A 16,518-nucleotide genomic window follows, 5' to 3' on the forward strand; every position below is an offset into this window, starting at 1 on the left:
ATTTTACGGTTTATTAACGCATATCGCGTTTTTTTGGCGGCAATCCAGTGAGCGAATACTAACAATTAACCAGGTATTTCGCGCATGTCTTCACTCTTTCAGGGAATGACCCAGCAACGTCTGTTTAAAGTTGCGATTTTGTCTTCCGCTATTCACGCCGCTTGCAGCTACGCGGCAAGCGACAACACAACACTTGCTTTATCTGCTGACAAATCCACCAGTGCAGAGCCGGTTATGACGGTAACTGCGCCGAAGCTGGAGAAACAAGCCGGTAGCAAAAGCACCATTACCGCCGCCGATATGCAGCGGGATGGCGGCAATGATTTCGGTACCATCATGCGTTACGAACCGGGCGTGACGGCAACTGGTGCAAGCGGCGGCTCTTCTGCAGGTAAAAGTGGCTTCGATCGCGCGGGCTACACCGGCTACAACATCCGTGGGCTGGAAAGCAACCGCGTCGATATCAACGTTGACGGTGTTTCTCTGCCGGATGCCACTGGCCGTAGCTACGTCAGCCGCGCCGGTTTGGATACCTTTGGTATTGGCCGCGATTACATCGATCCTTACATGTTTGGTCGCGTGGATATTGATAAAGGCGCGACTTCAGTCTCTCAGGCCAACACCGCCATTGGTGGTGCGGTATCGTTCCGCAACAAGACGCCAGACGACTACTTACATCCCGGTAAAACCACCTACTTTGGCTACCAGAGCGACTTCGATTCCTCAAACCGCAGCTGGCACAACGGCATCACTGCCGCAGCAGGCGATCAGGAACTGCGCGGTATCTTTGTTTACAGCCGTCGCGATGGCCAGGAAACGCAAAACAATGATGCGAGCCGTGGCGCCTATCCTGCCAACTGGCACTCTGACGCACTGCTGGGCAGCGTGGTGTGGGAGCCGAATGACGCGCATAAAATCACCGGTACCGCCGACTTCTACCATAAAACCAATCACACCCATTACGACAGCTGGGATACTTCAGGCAATACCGTTTACGGCACCGCACAGCAGCAGAGCGATACCCGTCGCTTCGGCCTGAGCCTGGCAGACGAGTACACGCCTTACAACGACTTCATCGACAGCCTGAGCACGCGTGTCTACTGGCAGCACACCGAAGCGCATGACAACACCTATATGCCTTCGAGTGCGTCAGCCTATGAAACGGTTTACTCGGACTACAACACTGACAGCTACGGCTTTGAAACCAACCTGGCTAAAACACTGGGTCGTCATGAGCTGACTGCCGGTTTAAATGGACGTCTGGAAAAAACCGAACGTCCATTCCGCCAGTCACCGACGCCTAGTACCTTCAGTGTAATCATGCAGCCTGAAGCAGACAGCCGCAGCTACACGCTGGGCGGCTTTGTGCAGGATAAGATCAACTTCGACCTGGATGGCCACAACTTTGCGGTGGTGCCGGGCGTACGTGTGGCTTACCAAAATACCAAGCCTGATAACCTCAGCAGCCTGACCAGCGGCAGCACCGTTCTAACCGAATCAGAAGTTGAAACGCTTTATGGCTCAGGCAATAGCGATACGCAGGTTCTGCCATCACTGGCATTCCAGTATGAGCTCACGCCAACATTGATGACCTATCTGCAATACAAGCGCGGCGCACAATTCCCGAACGCCAGCCAGCTGTATGGTTCATGGAACCTCGGTTCCAGCTATGCGGGTAGTCAGCAATATGCGCTGATTGGTAACCCGGATTTGAAAACCGAAACCAGCAACAACTTCGAATGGGGTCTGAAAGGACAGCCGACCGAAGGCGTGGTGATGAACACAGCGGTTTACTATAACGCTTATAAAAACTTCATTGCCTATAACCGTTACACCCGTGCCGGTAGCCCGGAGAAATTCACCAACGTTCCGAGCAACATTTACACTACTTATCAGTCAGAGAATCGCGATAAAGCCTATATCTATGGTGCTGAGTTGAGTGGGAAAGTGAATTTCGGCACCTGGTATCAAGATGTGCAGGGCCTGAGCGCACGCTTCGCCTTTAGCTACAACGAAGGTAAATCGAAGTCGAGCTACCTCGGTGACCGTTATGTCGATCTGGAGAGCGTACCGCCAATGAAAGCGGTGCTGGGCCTGGGTTGGGATGCGCCGCAGAACGAGTACGGTGCTGCTGTGACGGCTACTTTCGTGAAGGGCAAAAAAGCCACGGCGACCAACCGCCAGAGCTACACCAATACCGGTTCTGCACTGACCGATTCCACCACCGATTACGAGCGCGTGCCGGGTTACGGTATGGTCGATCTGACGGCTTATTGGCAGGTGGCTAAGAACGTCAAGCTGAGCGGTGGCGTGTATAACCTGACAGATCGTAAATATTGGGATTACCTGAGCAGCCGCGAAATGACCAGCGATACCGCACAGGATCGCAACGATATCGCACTGGCAACTCAGCCAGGCCGCACCTTCCAGCTCGGTGTGAACGTCGACTTCTAATCATTTTTTCGCCCTGCGTTCGCGCAGGGCCTTTTCATGGAGCAAGAGCAATGAACCCACGTTACGATCACTATCTGGCGCTGAAGGGCGAACATCCGAAGAAGTATGCCCGCGATCTGGCCGCTCTGATGGGCATTGGCGAAGCGCAGCTGTGTGAAGCGCGCGTCGGCCAGGATGCGCAAGCGTTAAAAGCAGATTTCCCGGCGTTGCTAAAGGCACTGGAAGCCGTTGGCGAAACCAAAAGCATCACCCGCAACGAATATGCGGTGCATGAGCAGGTCGGCAAATATGAAAACCTGCACCTCGGCGAACATGCCGGGCTGATCCTTAACCCACGTGCGCTCGATCAGCGTCTGTTCCCGGCACAGTGGCACAGCGCCTTCTTCCTGCGTGAGCAGACAGCGCGCGGCGAACGTCAAAGTATTCAGATTTTTGATCGCCACGCGGATGCGGTACTGAAAATCTACACCACCGACAATACCGACATGGCGGCATGGGATGCGCTGATCGCTGAGTTCACGATCGAAGCCGCTGCGGCACTCGATCCACAACCTGCCGCCGTACCAGAACACAGCCGCGCCATTGATGCCGATAAAGTGGAAGCCGAATGGCGCGCCATCACCGATGTGCATCAGTTCTTTGGCTTACTGAAGCGCCATAATATCTCTCGCCAGCAGGCGTTTCACGCAGTGCCGGACGATCTGGCGCGTCAGGTCAGCAACGATTCGCTGGCTCAACTGCTGGAGCAGGCGCAGCAGGATGGCAACGAAATCATGATCTTTATCGGCAACCGGGGTTGCACGCAGATCTTCACCGGTGCGGTGGAGAAGCTGATGCCGATGGACAACTGGGTCAACATCTTCAACCCAACCTTCACGCTGCACCTGATGGCGGACCACATTGCCGAGAGCTGGGTGACGCGCAAACCGAGTGGCGATGGCTTTGTCACCAGCCTCGAACTCTTTGCTGCCGATGGCACGCAGATCGCGCAGCTGTATGGTCAGCGTAGTGAAGGTACGCCAGAGCAGGCGCGCTGGCGTGAGCAGGTCACTGCATTGGGAGCGACAGCATGAAACGTCTGACGCTGTTATTGCTGGGCGCGCTGGCACTGCCGGCATTTGCTGCTGAACGGGTGATCTCTATTGGCGGTGACGTGACGCAAATCATCTATGCCTTAGATGCACAGGCCGATCTGGTGGCGCGCGACAGCACCAGCCAGCATCCAGCGCAGGCTAACAAGTTGCCGGATATCGGTTATATGCGCCAGCTTAATGCCGAGGGCATTCTGGCGATGAAGCCTACGCTGGTGCTGACCAGCGAGCTGGCGAAACCGTCGCTGGTGTTGCAGCAGGTCGAGAGCGCTGGCGTGAAAGTGGTGGATGTCACCGGCAAAACCAGCCTCGACGCCATCCCGGAAAAGATTGCCACCATCGGTAAAGCATTGCACCGTGATGCCGAAGCGAAGGCGCTGATTGAGAAAGTGAACAAGCAGCGCGCGCAGATTCCCCAGCAGCCACTGCCAGTCAAAGTGCTGTTTGTGATGGCGCACGGTGGCATGCGCACTCAGGCAGCTGGCAACCAAACCGGCGCTGATGCTGCAATCCGCAGTGCCGGTCTGGTCAACGCCATGGCGGCGATCCCGCATTATCAGCAGCTGTCACAGGAAGGTGTGGTTGCTGCGGCACCGGATCTGGTGGTGGTCGGTCAAGATGGTCTGCGCACCCTCGGCGGCGAAGAGAAAATCTGGTCGCTGCCCGGGCTGGCGTTAACACCTGCAGGCCAGCATCACGCCTTGCTGGTGGTCGATGAGATGGCCATGTTGGGCTTTGGTCTTGATACGCCGGAGACCATCGTGAAGCTGCGTAAGGCCGCCGAAGCGGTAAAACATGACTAACACCGTCGTGATGCGCTGGCTGTTATTGATGGGCATCAGCATGGTGGTTTGCATGCTGATGGCCGCCAATTTTGGTGCCATGCCGCTGTCGATGCGCACGCTGTTCCACGCGCCGCTCAGCGATATGTCGTGGCAAATCTGGCTGAACATCCGCCTGCCGCGCGTATTGCTGGCGGTGCTGCTCGGTATGGCATTGGCTGTATCAGGCGCGGTGATGCAGGGTTTGTTTCGCAATCCGCTGGCCGATCCGGGTTTGCTTGGGATCAGCAGTGGAGCGGGGCTAGCAGTAGCGGTTTCGATTGTGGTGCCGCTCAGTTTGCCGCCGTTGCTGGCGCTGTGGCTGCCATCGATTGCTGCGTTTATCGGTAGCCTGGTCGTCACGCTGCTGATCTTTAGTTTCAGCCGGCTGGCGCTGGGGAATCTGTCACGTTTGTTGCTGATCGGTATTGCCATCAACGCCTTGTGCGGTGCGGCGGTGGGTGTGCTCTCCTGGCTCAGTAATGATCAGCAGTTACGCCAGCTGGCGCTGTGGGGGATGGGCAGTTTGAGCGCGGCACAATGGCCGAGTCTGGTGGTGTGTGCTGTACTGATTCTTCCTGCGTTGATTGCCATCCAGTCACGTGCGCGCCGTCTTAACCTGCTGCAACTCGGTGAAGAAGACGCGCATTACATGGGCATTGATGTGAAGCGCACCCAGCGTGAGTTACTGGTGCTGAGTGCGCTGCTGGTGGGCACAGCAGTGTCGGTGAGCGGGATTATTGGCTTTGTCGGATTAGTCGTGCCGCACGTGATGCGTTTCTGTGTTGGTAGCGATCATCGCTGGATGCTGCCGGGTTCGGCACTGGCGGGAGCCATCTTGCTATTGCTGGCGGATACGCTGGCGCGCACGGTGGTGATCCCGGCGGAAATGCCGGTGGGATTGATCACCAGCCTGATCGGTGGACCATGGTTTCTCTGGCTGATTCTGCGTCAGAAAAGGGGGATGAATGAGTGATTCAATGCAGGCTCGCGGCCTGCGCTTTAGTCATGGCACGCGTGCGCTGATTGATGATGTCTCGATCACCTTACAGCCAGGAGAAATGATCGCTTTGATCGGCCCTAACGGCGCGGGTAAATCCACGCTATTGCGCCTGTTGACCGGGTTTCTGGCGCCCGAAGCGGGTGAGTGCTGGCTCGGCGATCGCCCGTTAAACGATTGGCCGCGTGAACCGCTGGCGCAACGTCGTGCGGTGATGCGCCAGCAAAACAGCGTGACTTTTCCGCTGCCTGCTGAAGAGGTGGTGGCGATGGGCCGTGCGCCCTGGCCTGCCAGCAAATCCAAAGCGGTGATCGAGGAAGTGATGCAGATTACCGGCAGTCTTGAACTGGCGAAACGCGATTATCGTTCGCTTTCTGGCGGGGAACAGCAGCGTGTGCAGCTGGCGCGAGTGCTGGCACAGTTATGGTACGACGATGGCCCGCGTGGCTGGCTGTTTCTCGATGAGCCGACGTCGGCACTCGATCTGTATTGGCAGCAGTACAGTTTGCGATTGCTGCATAAACTGACGCGTAACGGCCGCTTTAGCGTCTGTACCGTGCTGCACGATCTCAATCTGGCGTCGCTGTGGTCCGATCGCATTCTGCTGTTGCATCAGGGCAAGCTGGTGGCGCAGGGTTCACCGCAAGAAGTGATGACGGAAACTACGCTGACGCGCTGGTATCAGGCGGAACTACACGTGGTGATGCCGCAAGAGCAGGGCAGGCCGCAAATTCAGCTGCGGGCGTAGAAGTGGGGCGCCATTGATGGCGCCCAAAAAGTTACCGGCAATCGACAATCAGACGGCCACGGACTTCGCCCGCCAGCAAGGCTTCAGCACCTTCACGTGCTTCACTCAGTGGAATCACTTTGGTCAACTGCTCCAGCAGTGCGCCATCCACCAGTTCAGCCAGACGCTGCCACGCTTGCTCACGCAACGGCTTAGCGCACATCACGCTATCCACTCCGGCTAACACCACGCCGCGCAGGATAAACGGTGCCACGCTGGTGGGCAGATCCAGGCCTTGCGCCATGCCGCACGCAGCCACCACGCCATCGCGCTTGATGCCCGCCAGCACATTGGCCAGCGTATGGCTGCCGACGCTATCAATCGCCGCAGCCCAGCGCTCTTTCGCCAGGGGTTTACCGGGCGCACTCAGTTCAGCGCGATCGATAATCGAGGAGGCGCCGAGGGTGTTGATCAGGTAATCGCTGTCACTGGCGCGTCCGCTGGAGGCCACCACGTCATACCCTAAACGGGCCAGCAAACTGACGCTGAAACTGCCGACGCCGCCGCTGGCACCCGTCACCAGCACCGGACCCTGCTGCGGCGTGATGCCCTGTTTTTCCAGTGCCAGCACGCACAGCATCGCAGTGAAACCGGCGGTACCAATCGCCATGGTCTGCAACGGGCTTAAAGCCGCAGGCACTTTCACCAGCCAGTCACCAGAAACGCTGGCCTTCTGCGCCAGTCCGCCCCAATGCTTTTCACCCACACCCCAACCGGTGAGCAGTGCCACATCGTCCTGCTGCCACTCTGGATGGCGGCTGCTGATCACCCGACCGACAAAATCGATACCCGGCACCATCGGGAACTGACGCACAATCGGTCCTTTATTGCAGATGGCGAGCGCGTCTTTGTAGTTGAGGGTGGAGTAGCTGACTTCGAGGGTGACATCCTGATCGGGCAACTGTTGTTCTGACAGATCCTGCAGGGAAGTGCGGTATCCCTGCTCATCATTTTCAATGACTAATGCCTTAAACATGCAGCCTCCGGCTGATTGAGGAAAGTGCGGGCCATATTACTCCTCTGGAAACAGGGAGCAACACGAAGGCGGACACACCTTGCATAAATTCGCATAACATAAAGATATTTAAGCGTTTTTATCATGGGTTGATTTGATATTCACTTATTAATCAGATGGTTGCTGAATGTTGCTTATGCGTATCAATCTCGTTGCAACGGGTTGTTCCAGTAAAAAAAAGATGCCATCATTGCGCCGCAGTTTTCCACTGATTCCATCCACCCTGAGGACGCCACCATGCTCGGTACAATGCGCTTTTGCACTTGTCTCCGTTCGCTTTACGATAAGCGGCCCTCCGTCATCTGTTGTTCGCATTTCTCGCTCACCATGCGGTGAGGCCAGCTTAACGCGCTATGCTGTTGGACATGACTAAAGACAGACGCGATCTGACTTTACTGATGTCTATCGGTTGCGGCGGTTGATCCGCCCGAAGACGTTATTCGCCGGGGAATTTTCCTCATTGCTGTGCCACTGGCACCCACTCATCCTTCATTACGGGGATTTGTGTTATGAATCCATTGAAAATTGCTGCCAGCGTTGCGGTAGCGCCAAGTCTGAGCCTGAACACCGCGCGTGATGTGGTGACGCTCGACAATACTGATTTTACCGATGTGGCGGCGGTGGTCGTCTCACTGGCGGATACACGCAGTGGCGTGTTAACGCTGTTGCGCCAGACCGGTTTTAATCTGCCGGTGTTTGTCGCCAACGCGTTCGATGAAGAAGTGCTGAAGCTGCCGGGCGTGACCGGGGAAATCAACGGTGCACCGGAAGAGTGGGAAGCGCTGGAAGAAGCCGCGCAGGCGTATGAGTCTGACCTGCTGCCGCCGTTCTTCGATACCCTGACGCGCTATGTTGATATGCAGAACAGCACCTTTGCCTGTCCGGGCCATCAGGGCGGGGCGTTTTTCCGTAAGCATCCGGCCGGGCGTCAGTTCTATGAATTCTATGGCGAGAACGTGTTTCGTTCCGACATGTGCAACGCAGACGTCAAGTTGGGCGACCTGCTGATCCATGAAGGTTCGGCCAAGCATGCACAGAAGTACGCAGCGAAAGTGTTTAACGCCGATAAAACCTATTTCGTGCTGAACGGCACCTCCAGCGCCAACAAAGTGGTGACCAACGCCATGCTGACGCGCGGCGATCTGGTGCTGTTTGACCGCAACAACCATAAATCCAACCATCACGGTGCGCTGATTCAGGCGGGCGCTACGCCGGTGTATCTGGAAGCGGCACGAAATCCGTTCGGCTTTATCGGCGGCATTGATGCGCACTGCTTTGATGAAGCCTACCTGCGCGAACAGGTGCAGAAAGTCGCGCCACATCGCGCCAAAGATCAGCGTCCGTTCCGTCTGGCGATCATCCAACTTGGCACTTATGACGGCACCGTCTACAACGCGCGTCAGGTGGTGGATCGCATCGGCCATCTGTGCGATTACATCCTGTTTGATTCGGCGTGGCTGGGCTACGAGCAATTTATCCCGCTGATGGAAGGCTGCTCGCCGCTGACGCTGGAGCTGAACGAGAACGATCCCGGCATTTTTGTCACCCAGTCGGTGCATAAGCAGCTGGCGGGCTTCTCGCAGACCTCGCAGATTCACAAGAAAGACAACCACATCCGTGGTCAGAAGCGCTTCTGTCCACATAAGCGTCTCAACAACGCTTTTATGCTGCACGCCTCAACCAGCCCGTTCTATCCGCTGTTTGCCGCGCTGGATATCAATGCGCGCATGCACAAAGGTGAAGCCGGACGCAGCATGTGGCACGAATGCGTCACCATCGGTATTGATGCACGTAAAGCGATTCTGGAACGCTGCGAGATGATTCAGCCGTTCCTGCCGGAGAAGGTGCACGGCAAGCTGTGGCAGTCGGCGGAAACCGAGGTTATCGCCGCCGATCCGGCTTACTTCAGCCTGGCGCCAGGCGAGAAATGGCACGGCTTTGAGGGTTACGCCAGCGAGCAGTATCTGGTCGATCCCTGCAAGCTGCTGCTGACCACGCCAGGCATTGATGCCGCCAGCGGCGAATACACCAGCTTCGGTATTCCGGCGACTATTCTGGCGAACTACCTGCGCGAGAACGGTATCGTGCCGGAGAAGTGCGATCTCAACTCCATCCTGTTCCTGCTGACGCCAGCGGAGAATCCGGAGAAGATGGCGCATCTGGTGGCGATGCTGGAGCAGTTTGAACACCATGTGAAAGAGGATGCGCTGCTGGCTGAAGTGCTGCCGAGCGTCTATCGCAAAAACATCGAGCGCTATAAAGGCTACACGCTGCGCCGCCTGTGTCAGGAGATGCACGATCTCTACGTCAGCTACGATGTGAAAGATCTGCAGAAAGCGATGTTCCGCGAGGCCTGCTTCCCGAAAGTCGAAGTGAATCCACAGGATGCGCATCAGGCTTACATCCGGGGTGAGGTGGAACTGGTGGCAATTGCGCAAGCTGAAGGGCGCATTGCTGCCGAAGGCGCATTGCCATATCCACCAGGCGTGCTGTGCGTGGTGCCAGGCGAAGTGTGGGGTGGCGCGGTGCAGCGTTACTTCCTCGCGCTGGAAGAGGGCATCAACTTGTTGCCGGGCTTCTCACCGGAGCTGCAAGGGGTTTACACCGAGGAAGATGACAGCGGACGTAAACACTTAGTGGCGAATATGATGGTGCGCTAACCTGCCCGACGGCGTGCGGTGCAATCACCGCACGCCGTCAGCACATTATGAGTGACGAACCACCTGAATTTTCTCTTTAGCCAGCCTTCCTGTGCGGTATGTCGCCTGCTTGCGGCGTTTACCGGTAATGTAAACACCGACGCACAGCACCATAAACGTCACCATCAGCGTCATCAGACTCTCGTAGCGATACTGTGGCAGATAGAACATATAGCCCAGCACACTGACAATCATCAAAATGCTCAGCCAGGTCAGCCACGGGAACAACCACATTTTAAAATCAGGCGTGATGCCCTGTTTTTCCATCGCTGTGCGCATTCTTAGCTGTGAAACGGCAATCACCAGATAGACAATCAACGCAATCGCACCAGTGGTGGAGATCAGAAAGGCAAACACCTCTCCCGGGAAAGCGTAGTTGGCAATACAGGCGACAAAGCCCGCCAGCGTGGAACCTAATACCGCCACGCGGGGCGCGCCACCGTTGGATACCGTGGCGCAAGAGGCCGGGGCATTGCCGCGTTTTCCAAGTGAATAGAGCATGCGGGAAGCGGTGTATAACCCGGAGTTCATGCAGCTGCACACGGCAATCAGCACCACCAAATCCACCACCAGTTTGGCACCGGGGAAATTCAGTGTCGATAACACATACTGGAAAGTGCCCTGGGCTAACAGCTGCGGATCATTCCATGCCACCAGCGACACCACGAGGAAAATAGACAGCAAATAAAATAATGCGATGCGGTAAACCACCAGATTAATCGCACGGCTGATTTTTTTACCAGGGTCCTTTGATTCCACGGCGGCAATGGTGACCACCTCCGCGCCAAAGAATGAAAAAATGGTCAGTAAAATACCGGTTAATACTGCGCCAAAACCGTGCGGCATAAAGCCAATGCTGTTATATAAATGTGCCACACCACTGACATTTGCCAGCGGCCAGTATCCGGAAATTGCCACAATGCCGATGCCAATAAATCCAATAATCGCTACCACTTTGATGATGGCGAACCAGAACTCAAAGGCGCCAAAGTTTTTAACGCTAAAAAGGTTAGTGACAGTGAGCAACAGGATAATCGCAGTGGTAAATTGCCACGAGGCAATGGAAGGGAAATAAGCATGCAGAATATCGGCACCGGCAATCGCCTCAACCGGAATCAGTAACACCCAAAACCACCAATATAGCCAGCCGATAGTGAAACCGGCCCACGGACCAATGGCTTTCGCCGCGTAGGTGGAAAAGGACCCCGAATCGGGTTGCAGCACGGCCATTTCTCCCAGCATGCGCATCACCAGCAGTACCAGCACACCGGTCATCGCGTAGGAGAGCAACACGGCCGGGCCCGCCGTGGCGATGGCATTCGCGGAACCGACAAATAAACCGGCACCAATGATGCCAGCGATGGAGATCATACCAACCTGTCGATCCGAAAGACCGTCGCCTAACGAATCCTGTTTTGCGGGTGAATGGCTCATACATTTCCTCTTAGCAATTCAGGCATGACATTGGATATCCCACGGGATGCAAGCATCCGTGTTGACGAAATAATGTTGATATGCCCGATACGATGTTATTTTCCGCGATGAAGTGTGATCTTCATCGATATTTTAATTATTTAAGTCAATGCCAGAAATTATTTATAGAGCGATATGGGACGTTGTTAATTTATCTGTGGAGACGTGAAATAATCATTGTACCTTATTGAAAAAAGGGTCAATCAGGGCGGCAATGTGAGATGGGAAGAAAACGAAAGAATATAGAATATAAATGTTAGGCAGGTCGTCCGTGTGGTTGTAAAAACAACACGTTGCGATGGGCGAAGTTTCACCATATCGATTTCTTATTTTTGTGAGGTCAGGCGAAATTTATCGACGGGATATACCCCTGCAAGGGTAATTAAAAAAGAGGCAGTCAGAGTCAATCTTTTTCTCTCTGTCTGCCCCTAAAATAACTAATGCATTAACTCATCAGTTGATGATTAATACCGATGATAACTACGCTGTGCCTGATTCACCTTGTACAGATAGCGACGTGATTCGCCCGATGGGTGGCTGGTGGTCAGCGTTTGATACACATCATTTGGCGACATGTCGTTAATCTTCGCGAAGGCACGATCTTTATCGCTGGAGAACACGCGCAGTACGCTACCCGCGCCGCCGTTGTAGGCGGTAATTACCGCGTAGCGGCGTGACACTGGATCCTGAATCCCGCCTAAATAACTCTTCTGCAACAGCGACAGATAGGCCGTTCCCGCATCAATGTTATTGGCCGGATCGAGCAGATAGCTGCGGCTCGGTTTACCCCACTTGCCCTTCATGCGGAACACATCCACGCCAGCGGTGTGCTGAACCACCTGCATCAAGCCCAGCGCATCGGAGTTGCTGACCGCATAGGGGTTGAAGCTCGATTCCGTCTGCATAATCGCCAGAATCAGGGATGCATCTACGCCGTACTCTTCAGCGGCTTTACGCACCAGCGGCAGATATTTGTGCGCACGTTTGTCGAGGTGGTTTGGCACCATCGGTATGGTGACCGACCAGATGACATGCAGGCCAGAAGTGCGTTTTTGTAGTTTGTTCTGAATCAGATAATCGGCGAAATTGGCCGCGCGTCCCTGCCAGCGAATCGGCTGACCGGTGTTATCCAGCACCTGGCCGTAAAGCAGCGGCTCTTTACTGATCTGAATATCATTGGCATCGGAGTAGAGATCGACATTACCCGGATCGTCACCAATCAACAGCGTGGTGATGATCGCCTGGCGCAGGCTGGCCATCGGATCGGTGCCAGCAATGGTCTCAATGGTGATGCTACCGCTGTCGAAGTTGATGTGACTGCGGGTGTAATAGCTGTCGCTATATTTGACGTAATCCTTCGGTCCGGCGATCAGAACCTCATTGATACCCCAAATATTTTCAATGTTGGCGGCGAACTGCCCCATCAGGATGTCGAAACCGTTGGTGTCCTTAACCCACTCTTCGTGATACTGCGATTTTTTTTGTCCGGAGCAGGAAACCAAAAGTGGAGCAATCACTAACAGCGCTATCAGTTTTTTATTCATTGTAAATGCGTGCCTGATTCAAAAAGAGGGCCTCAAAGGGAGGCCCTGAACGATTATTTTTCTGGCGGGGTGAAACCTTCGATGTGCACATCTTTGCCTTCAAACAGGAAATTGATCATCTCCTTTTCCAGCACTTTGCGATCTTCCGGGTTCATCATGTTGAGCTTTTTCTCGTTGATCAACATGGTCTGCTTGGACATCCACTGCTGCCAGGCTTCTTTGGAAATCTCATTGTAGATGCGCTTACCGATCTCGCCTGGATAGAGCTGGAAATCCTGCCCTTCAGCGTCGCGTTGCAGAAACGTACAAAAAATGGTGCGGCTCATTACTCTTCCTCTTGGATCACGCGCGTGTGCAGTGCCAGTTGCTGGGGATGGCGCAATTCGTGCAGCAAACGCTCTACGGGCGCAGCCAAACCCACTGACGGTGGTTGCGCTAAGTTATACCAGAGACCGCTCGCTTCATCCATCAGCGACCCGGCAGAAGGCCACGCCAGCCACATAGGCACAATGTCTAAGTGGAAATGACTAAAGGTATGACGAAAAGCCGTCAGCTGCTGTGGTTTGGCGTGAATGCCGCGTTCGGCCAGCCAGTCAGTTAGCGCTTGCTCACTGGTGAACTGTGGGAAGCAGAACAAACCGCCCCATAATCCCACCGGCGGACGTTGCTCCAGGAATACGTCGTCGCCGTGCTGAATCATCAGGAACCAGCCGGTGCGCTCTGGAATCGTCACTTTGGGTTTCTTACCCGGATATTCGGCCCAACTATTGTTGGCATACGCTACACAACCGTTGCTGACCGGGCAAATTTCACACTTAGGACGTGAGCGAGTGCACACTAACGCGCCGAGATCCATCATCGCCTGATTAAACTGGCTTACGCCTTCGGCAGGTGTCACTTCTTCGCTAATCTGCCATAAACGTTTCTCAACGTCTTTTTTGCCCGGCCAACCACCGACCGCATAACACCGGGCCAGCACGCGCTTGACGTTGCCATCCAGAATCGGGAAATGCAGGCCTAGCGATAAGGACAGCACTGCACCCGCGGTGGAGCGTCCAACGCCGGGCAGCGCGGCCACATCATCGAAATTGCGCGGGAACTCGCCACCGTGCTTATCCACCACCTGCTTCGCCGCTTTATGCAGGTTGCGCGCACGGGCGTAGTAGCCGAGTCCGGTCCACAGATGCAGTACTTCGTCCAGCGGTGCAGCGGCCAGATCGGCAATCGTCGGGAAGCGCGCCATAAAGCGTTCAAAGTAAGGGATAACGGTGGCAACTTGCGTCTGCTGCAGCATCACTTCGGAGAGCCACACTTTATAAGGTGTCTTCTCCTGCTGCCACGGCAGGGTTTTGCGGCCGAAGCGCTGATACCACTCCAGCACCTGTTGCGCGAACTGCGGCGCTTGCATCATTTGAGGAAATATTCCGTGTTTGCTCTACAATCAGGCAGGAATTCCAGCACAGAGACATCGGGGTGTAAACCGGAAGATTGCAAAGGCTTGCTTCTGCTATCTAACTTTGCATAATGCCCGTTTCCCAGAAAAGGCTAACCAGCAGGCTTCAACATGATTAATGACGTCATCACCCCGGAATTTGATGAGAACGGGCGGCCATTACGCCGTATCCGCAGTTTTGTGCGCCGCCAGGGGCGCTTAACGAAAGGACAGCAGCTCGCGCTCGATAATTACTGGCCGGAGATGGGCGTCGAGTTCCAGCAGGAACCGCTGGATTTGGCAGCACTGTTTGGCCGTGAAGCGCCAGTGGTGCTGGAAATCGGTTTTGGCATGGGCGCCTCACTGGTGACCATGGCGCAAAATAATCCTCACCAGAACTTCCTCGGTCTTGAAGTGCATGCGCCGGGCGTGGGAGCCTGTCTGGCTTCTGCCAAAGAGGCAGGCGTGGAAAACCTGCGTGTGATGTGTCACGACGCAGTAGAAGTGTTGCAGAAGATGATTCCGGATAACTCACTGCGCATGGTTCAGCTGTTCTTCCCGGATCCATGGCATAAAGCGCGCCACAATAAACGTCGCATTGTGCAGGTACCTTTTGCCGAGTTGGTGATGCGTAAGCTGAAACTGGGCGGCGTGTTCCATATGGCCACCGACTGGGAAGATTACGCGACACACATGCTGGAAATCATGAGCAGCGTGGATGGGTATAAAAACCTGTCAGAAGCTAACGATTACGTGCCGCGTCCGGAAACGCGTCCGTTAACGAAATTTGAGCAGCGCGGGCAGCGACTGGGCCATGGCGTTTGGGATCTGATGTTTGAGAGGATTAAATAATGGCCGTACAGCGTAGCCGTCGTTTACGTAAAAAACTGCATATTGATGAGTTTCAGGAGTTAGGTTTCTCTGTGGCCTGGCGTTTTGCCGAAGGCACCACCGAGGAGCAGATTGATGCCACGCTGGATCAGTTTATTACTGAAGTGATCGATCCCAATGGCCTGGCGTATGACGGCAGCGGTTATCTGGTGTGGGAAGGTCTGGTTTGCCTGCAGGAAACCGGTAAGTGCACCGATGAGCACCGTGAGCTGGTGCGCAAATGGCTGGAGAAACGCGAGCTGTCAGATGTTCAGGTAACTGAACTCTTTGACGTCTGGTGGGACTAAGTACTCTACTGGCCTGAGATATCGCTTCAGGCTGGCTCACTTGCGCTTATGGCGCCGGGCAGTGCGCTTACAAGCTGCGAAAGCGACTTGTACGCCCAAAGGGCGGCTCCGAAAGGGGCGAGCAACGTGAGTCATTCTTATGTACTCAGGCGCGCTCCGATTACTGTGCGCTGACCGTCACCAAATTCGCTGCGCCGCTTACGCCTGACTTGTACTCACTGCAAAGGCGTGGGCGGCTTTTCATTTTAGGGAGATTTCATGGTTCGTAAGGCTCTTCTTACCGCACTGCTGCTGGCCGCAGCGACACAGGCGCAGGCTGATTATCAGTGCAGCGTTAATCCTCAGGATGATGTGATCATCAAACCGCAGAGCGTGCAGGTGGTCGGCACCAACGGTAATCTTGAAATCTCACCGCAGGGCGATGTGACCTTTAACGGGCAGAAAGCCAACGTGGATAACGCCACGCGACAGAAGGCCATCGACTATCAGAATGCGTTACGCCGTGATCTGCCGTGGGTGGATAACGGTGCCTCGACGCGTCTCGAACGCAGCCGTGTGGCGCTGGATAAAGTGATTGTGGAAAAGCTCGGTGCCAACAGCAACGTGCGCAATCGCCTGACCAAGCTGGATGGACAGCTGAAGCAGCAGATGAACCGTATCATTGAGCATCGTCCGGATGGTTTGACCTTCCACCACCAGGCAATTGACCAGGTGCGCGCCGATGGCGAAAAACTGGTGCAGAGCACGCTGGGCGGTATTATGCAGGATAGTCTGAACGAGATGGGCAGCAGCCAGGCCGCCAGCGGCAGTAATCCACTGCAGGCGATCATGGGCAACCTCGGCGGTCTGCAGCAGGCGGTTCAGGCGGAATGGAATAAGCAGGAACAGGACTTTCAGAACTTCGGTCATGAGGTGTGTAATCGCGTGACGGATCTGGAAGGGCAGCGCAAAGCGTTAGTGCAGGGCGTTAAAGGTTAAAAAAAACCAGCGGGACGAAGTAGCGTGCCGCTGGGTTATATGACTG

General features: G+C 55.1%; 14 protein-coding genes. 9 read left to right on the top strand and 5 right to left on the bottom strand.

The window, feature by feature from the left end; translation table 11 throughout:
• The first annotated feature begins 84 nt into the window (after nt 1-84).
• From F3J37_RS07440 to F3J37_RS07460, 5 genes are read left to right on the top strand one after another with little or no spacing between them, the layout of a single operon-like run.
• Entirely contained in the window at nt 85-2,454 is a 2,370-nt protein-coding gene (locus F3J37_RS07440; protein WP_166932808.1) for a TonB-dependent hemoglobin/transferrin/lactoferrin family receptor, read from the top strand.
• 50 nt (nt 2,455-2,504) lie between these two features.
• On the top strand, nt 2,505-3,527 hold the full coding sequence (locus F3J37_RS07445) for a hemin-degrading factor (RefSeq protein WP_166932810.1): 1,023 nt from the start codon (nt 2,505-2,507) through the stop codon (nt 3,525-3,527).
• Nucleotides 3,524-4,348 carry a heme/hemin ABC transporter substrate-binding protein gene (locus tag F3J37_RS07450; protein ID WP_166932812.1) on the top strand — a complete coding sequence of 275 codons (825 nt, stop codon included), beginning with the start codon at nt 3,524-3,526 and terminating at the stop codon, nt 4,346-4,348. The genes F3J37_RS07445 and F3J37_RS07450 overlap by 4 nt, the downstream gene beginning before the upstream one ends.
• Nucleotides 4,341-5,342: a FecCD family ABC transporter permease gene (locus F3J37_RS07455; RefSeq protein ID WP_166932814.1), complete on the top strand. Its 1,002-nt coding sequence runs from the start codon at nt 4,341-4,343 to the stop codon at nt 5,340-5,342. Before F3J37_RS07450 ends, F3J37_RS07455 begins: the two co-directional genes overlap by 8 nt.
• Nucleotides 5,335-6,114, top strand: coding sequence for a heme ABC transporter ATP-binding protein (locus F3J37_RS07460; RefSeq protein WP_166932815.1), 780 nt, complete (start codon nt 5,335-5,337; stop codon nt 6,112-6,114). The genes F3J37_RS07455 and F3J37_RS07460 overlap by 8 nt, the downstream gene beginning before the upstream one ends.
• Nucleotides 6,115-6,145: 31 nt before the next feature.
• Here F3J37_RS07460 and acuI read toward each other — a convergent pair whose 3' ends face one another.
• Nucleotides 6,146-7,129: an acrylyl-CoA reductase (NADPH) gene (acuI, locus tag F3J37_RS07465; protein WP_166932817.1), complete on the bottom strand. Its 984-nt coding sequence runs from the start codon at nt 7,127-7,129 to the stop codon at nt 6,146-6,148.
• Between the two features lie 548 nt (nt 7,130-7,677).
• On the opposite strand from acuI, the gene F3J37_RS07470 reads away from it, so the two are divergent.
• Nucleotides 7,678-9,828: an ornithine decarboxylase gene (locus tag F3J37_RS07470; protein ID WP_034823280.1), complete on the top strand. Its 2,151-nt coding sequence runs from the start codon at nt 7,678-7,680 to the stop codon at nt 9,826-9,828.
• Between the two features lie 45 nt (nt 9,829-9,873).
• Here the strand turns inward: F3J37_RS07470 and F3J37_RS07475 are convergent, their stop codons facing one another.
• The 4 genes from F3J37_RS07475 to mutY form a co-directional block, all read right to left on the bottom strand.
• Nucleotides 9,874-11,301 (bottom strand): amino acid permease, encoded by a 1,428-nt coding sequence (locus F3J37_RS07475; protein ID WP_166932818.1) that lies wholly within the window; start codon nt 11,299-11,301, stop codon nt 9,874-9,876.
• A 503-nt stretch (nt 11,302-11,804) separates the two neighbouring features.
• Nucleotides 11,805-12,884 carry a membrane-bound lytic murein transglycosylase MltC gene (gene mltC, locus F3J37_RS07480; RefSeq protein ID WP_058959330.1) on the bottom strand — a complete coding sequence of 360 codons (1,080 nt, stop codon included), beginning with the start codon at nt 12,882-12,884 and terminating at the stop codon, nt 11,805-11,807.
• Between the two features lie 53 nt (nt 12,885-12,937).
• A complete protein-coding gene (locus tag F3J37_RS07485) occupies nt 12,938-13,210 on the bottom strand; it encodes an oxidative damage protection protein (protein ID WP_034823278.1) in 273 nt (90 codons plus the stop codon).
• Nucleotides 13,210-14,295, bottom strand: a complete 1,086-nt coding sequence (mutY, locus tag F3J37_RS07490; RefSeq protein ID WP_034823277.1) for an A/G-specific adenine glycosylase — start codon at nt 14,293-14,295, stop codon at nt 13,210-13,212. The genes F3J37_RS07485 and mutY overlap by 1 nt, the downstream gene beginning before the upstream one ends.
• Nucleotides 14,296-14,448: 153 nt before the next feature.
• Here mutY and trmB point away from each other — a divergent pair, with 153 nt between their 5' ends.
• The 3 genes from trmB to F3J37_RS07505 all read left to right on the top strand — a co-directional run bounded on the left by trmB (nt 14,449) and on the right by F3J37_RS07505 (nt 16,472).
• Nucleotides 14,449-15,168, top strand: a complete 720-nt coding sequence (gene trmB, locus F3J37_RS07495; protein ID WP_166932820.1) for a tRNA (guanosine(46)-N7)-methyltransferase TrmB — start codon at nt 14,449-14,451, stop codon at nt 15,166-15,168.
• Nucleotides 15,168-15,494, top strand: a complete 327-nt coding sequence (locus tag F3J37_RS07500; protein ID WP_034823275.1) for a YggL family protein — start codon at nt 15,168-15,170, stop codon at nt 15,492-15,494. The genes trmB and F3J37_RS07500 overlap by 1 nt, the downstream gene beginning before the upstream one ends.
• A gap of 258 nt (nt 15,495-15,752) precedes the next feature.
• Nucleotides 15,753-16,472, top strand: coding sequence for a YggN family protein (locus F3J37_RS07505; RefSeq protein ID WP_166932822.1), 720 nt, complete (start codon nt 15,753-15,755; stop codon nt 16,470-16,472).
• Nucleotides 16,473-16,518: the final 46 nt, after the last annotated feature.

The organism is Candidatus Pantoea communis (assembly GCF_011752685.1).
Taxonomy (GTDB): Bacteria; Pseudomonadota; Gammaproteobacteria; order Enterobacterales; family Enterobacteriaceae; genus Pantoea; species Pantoea communis.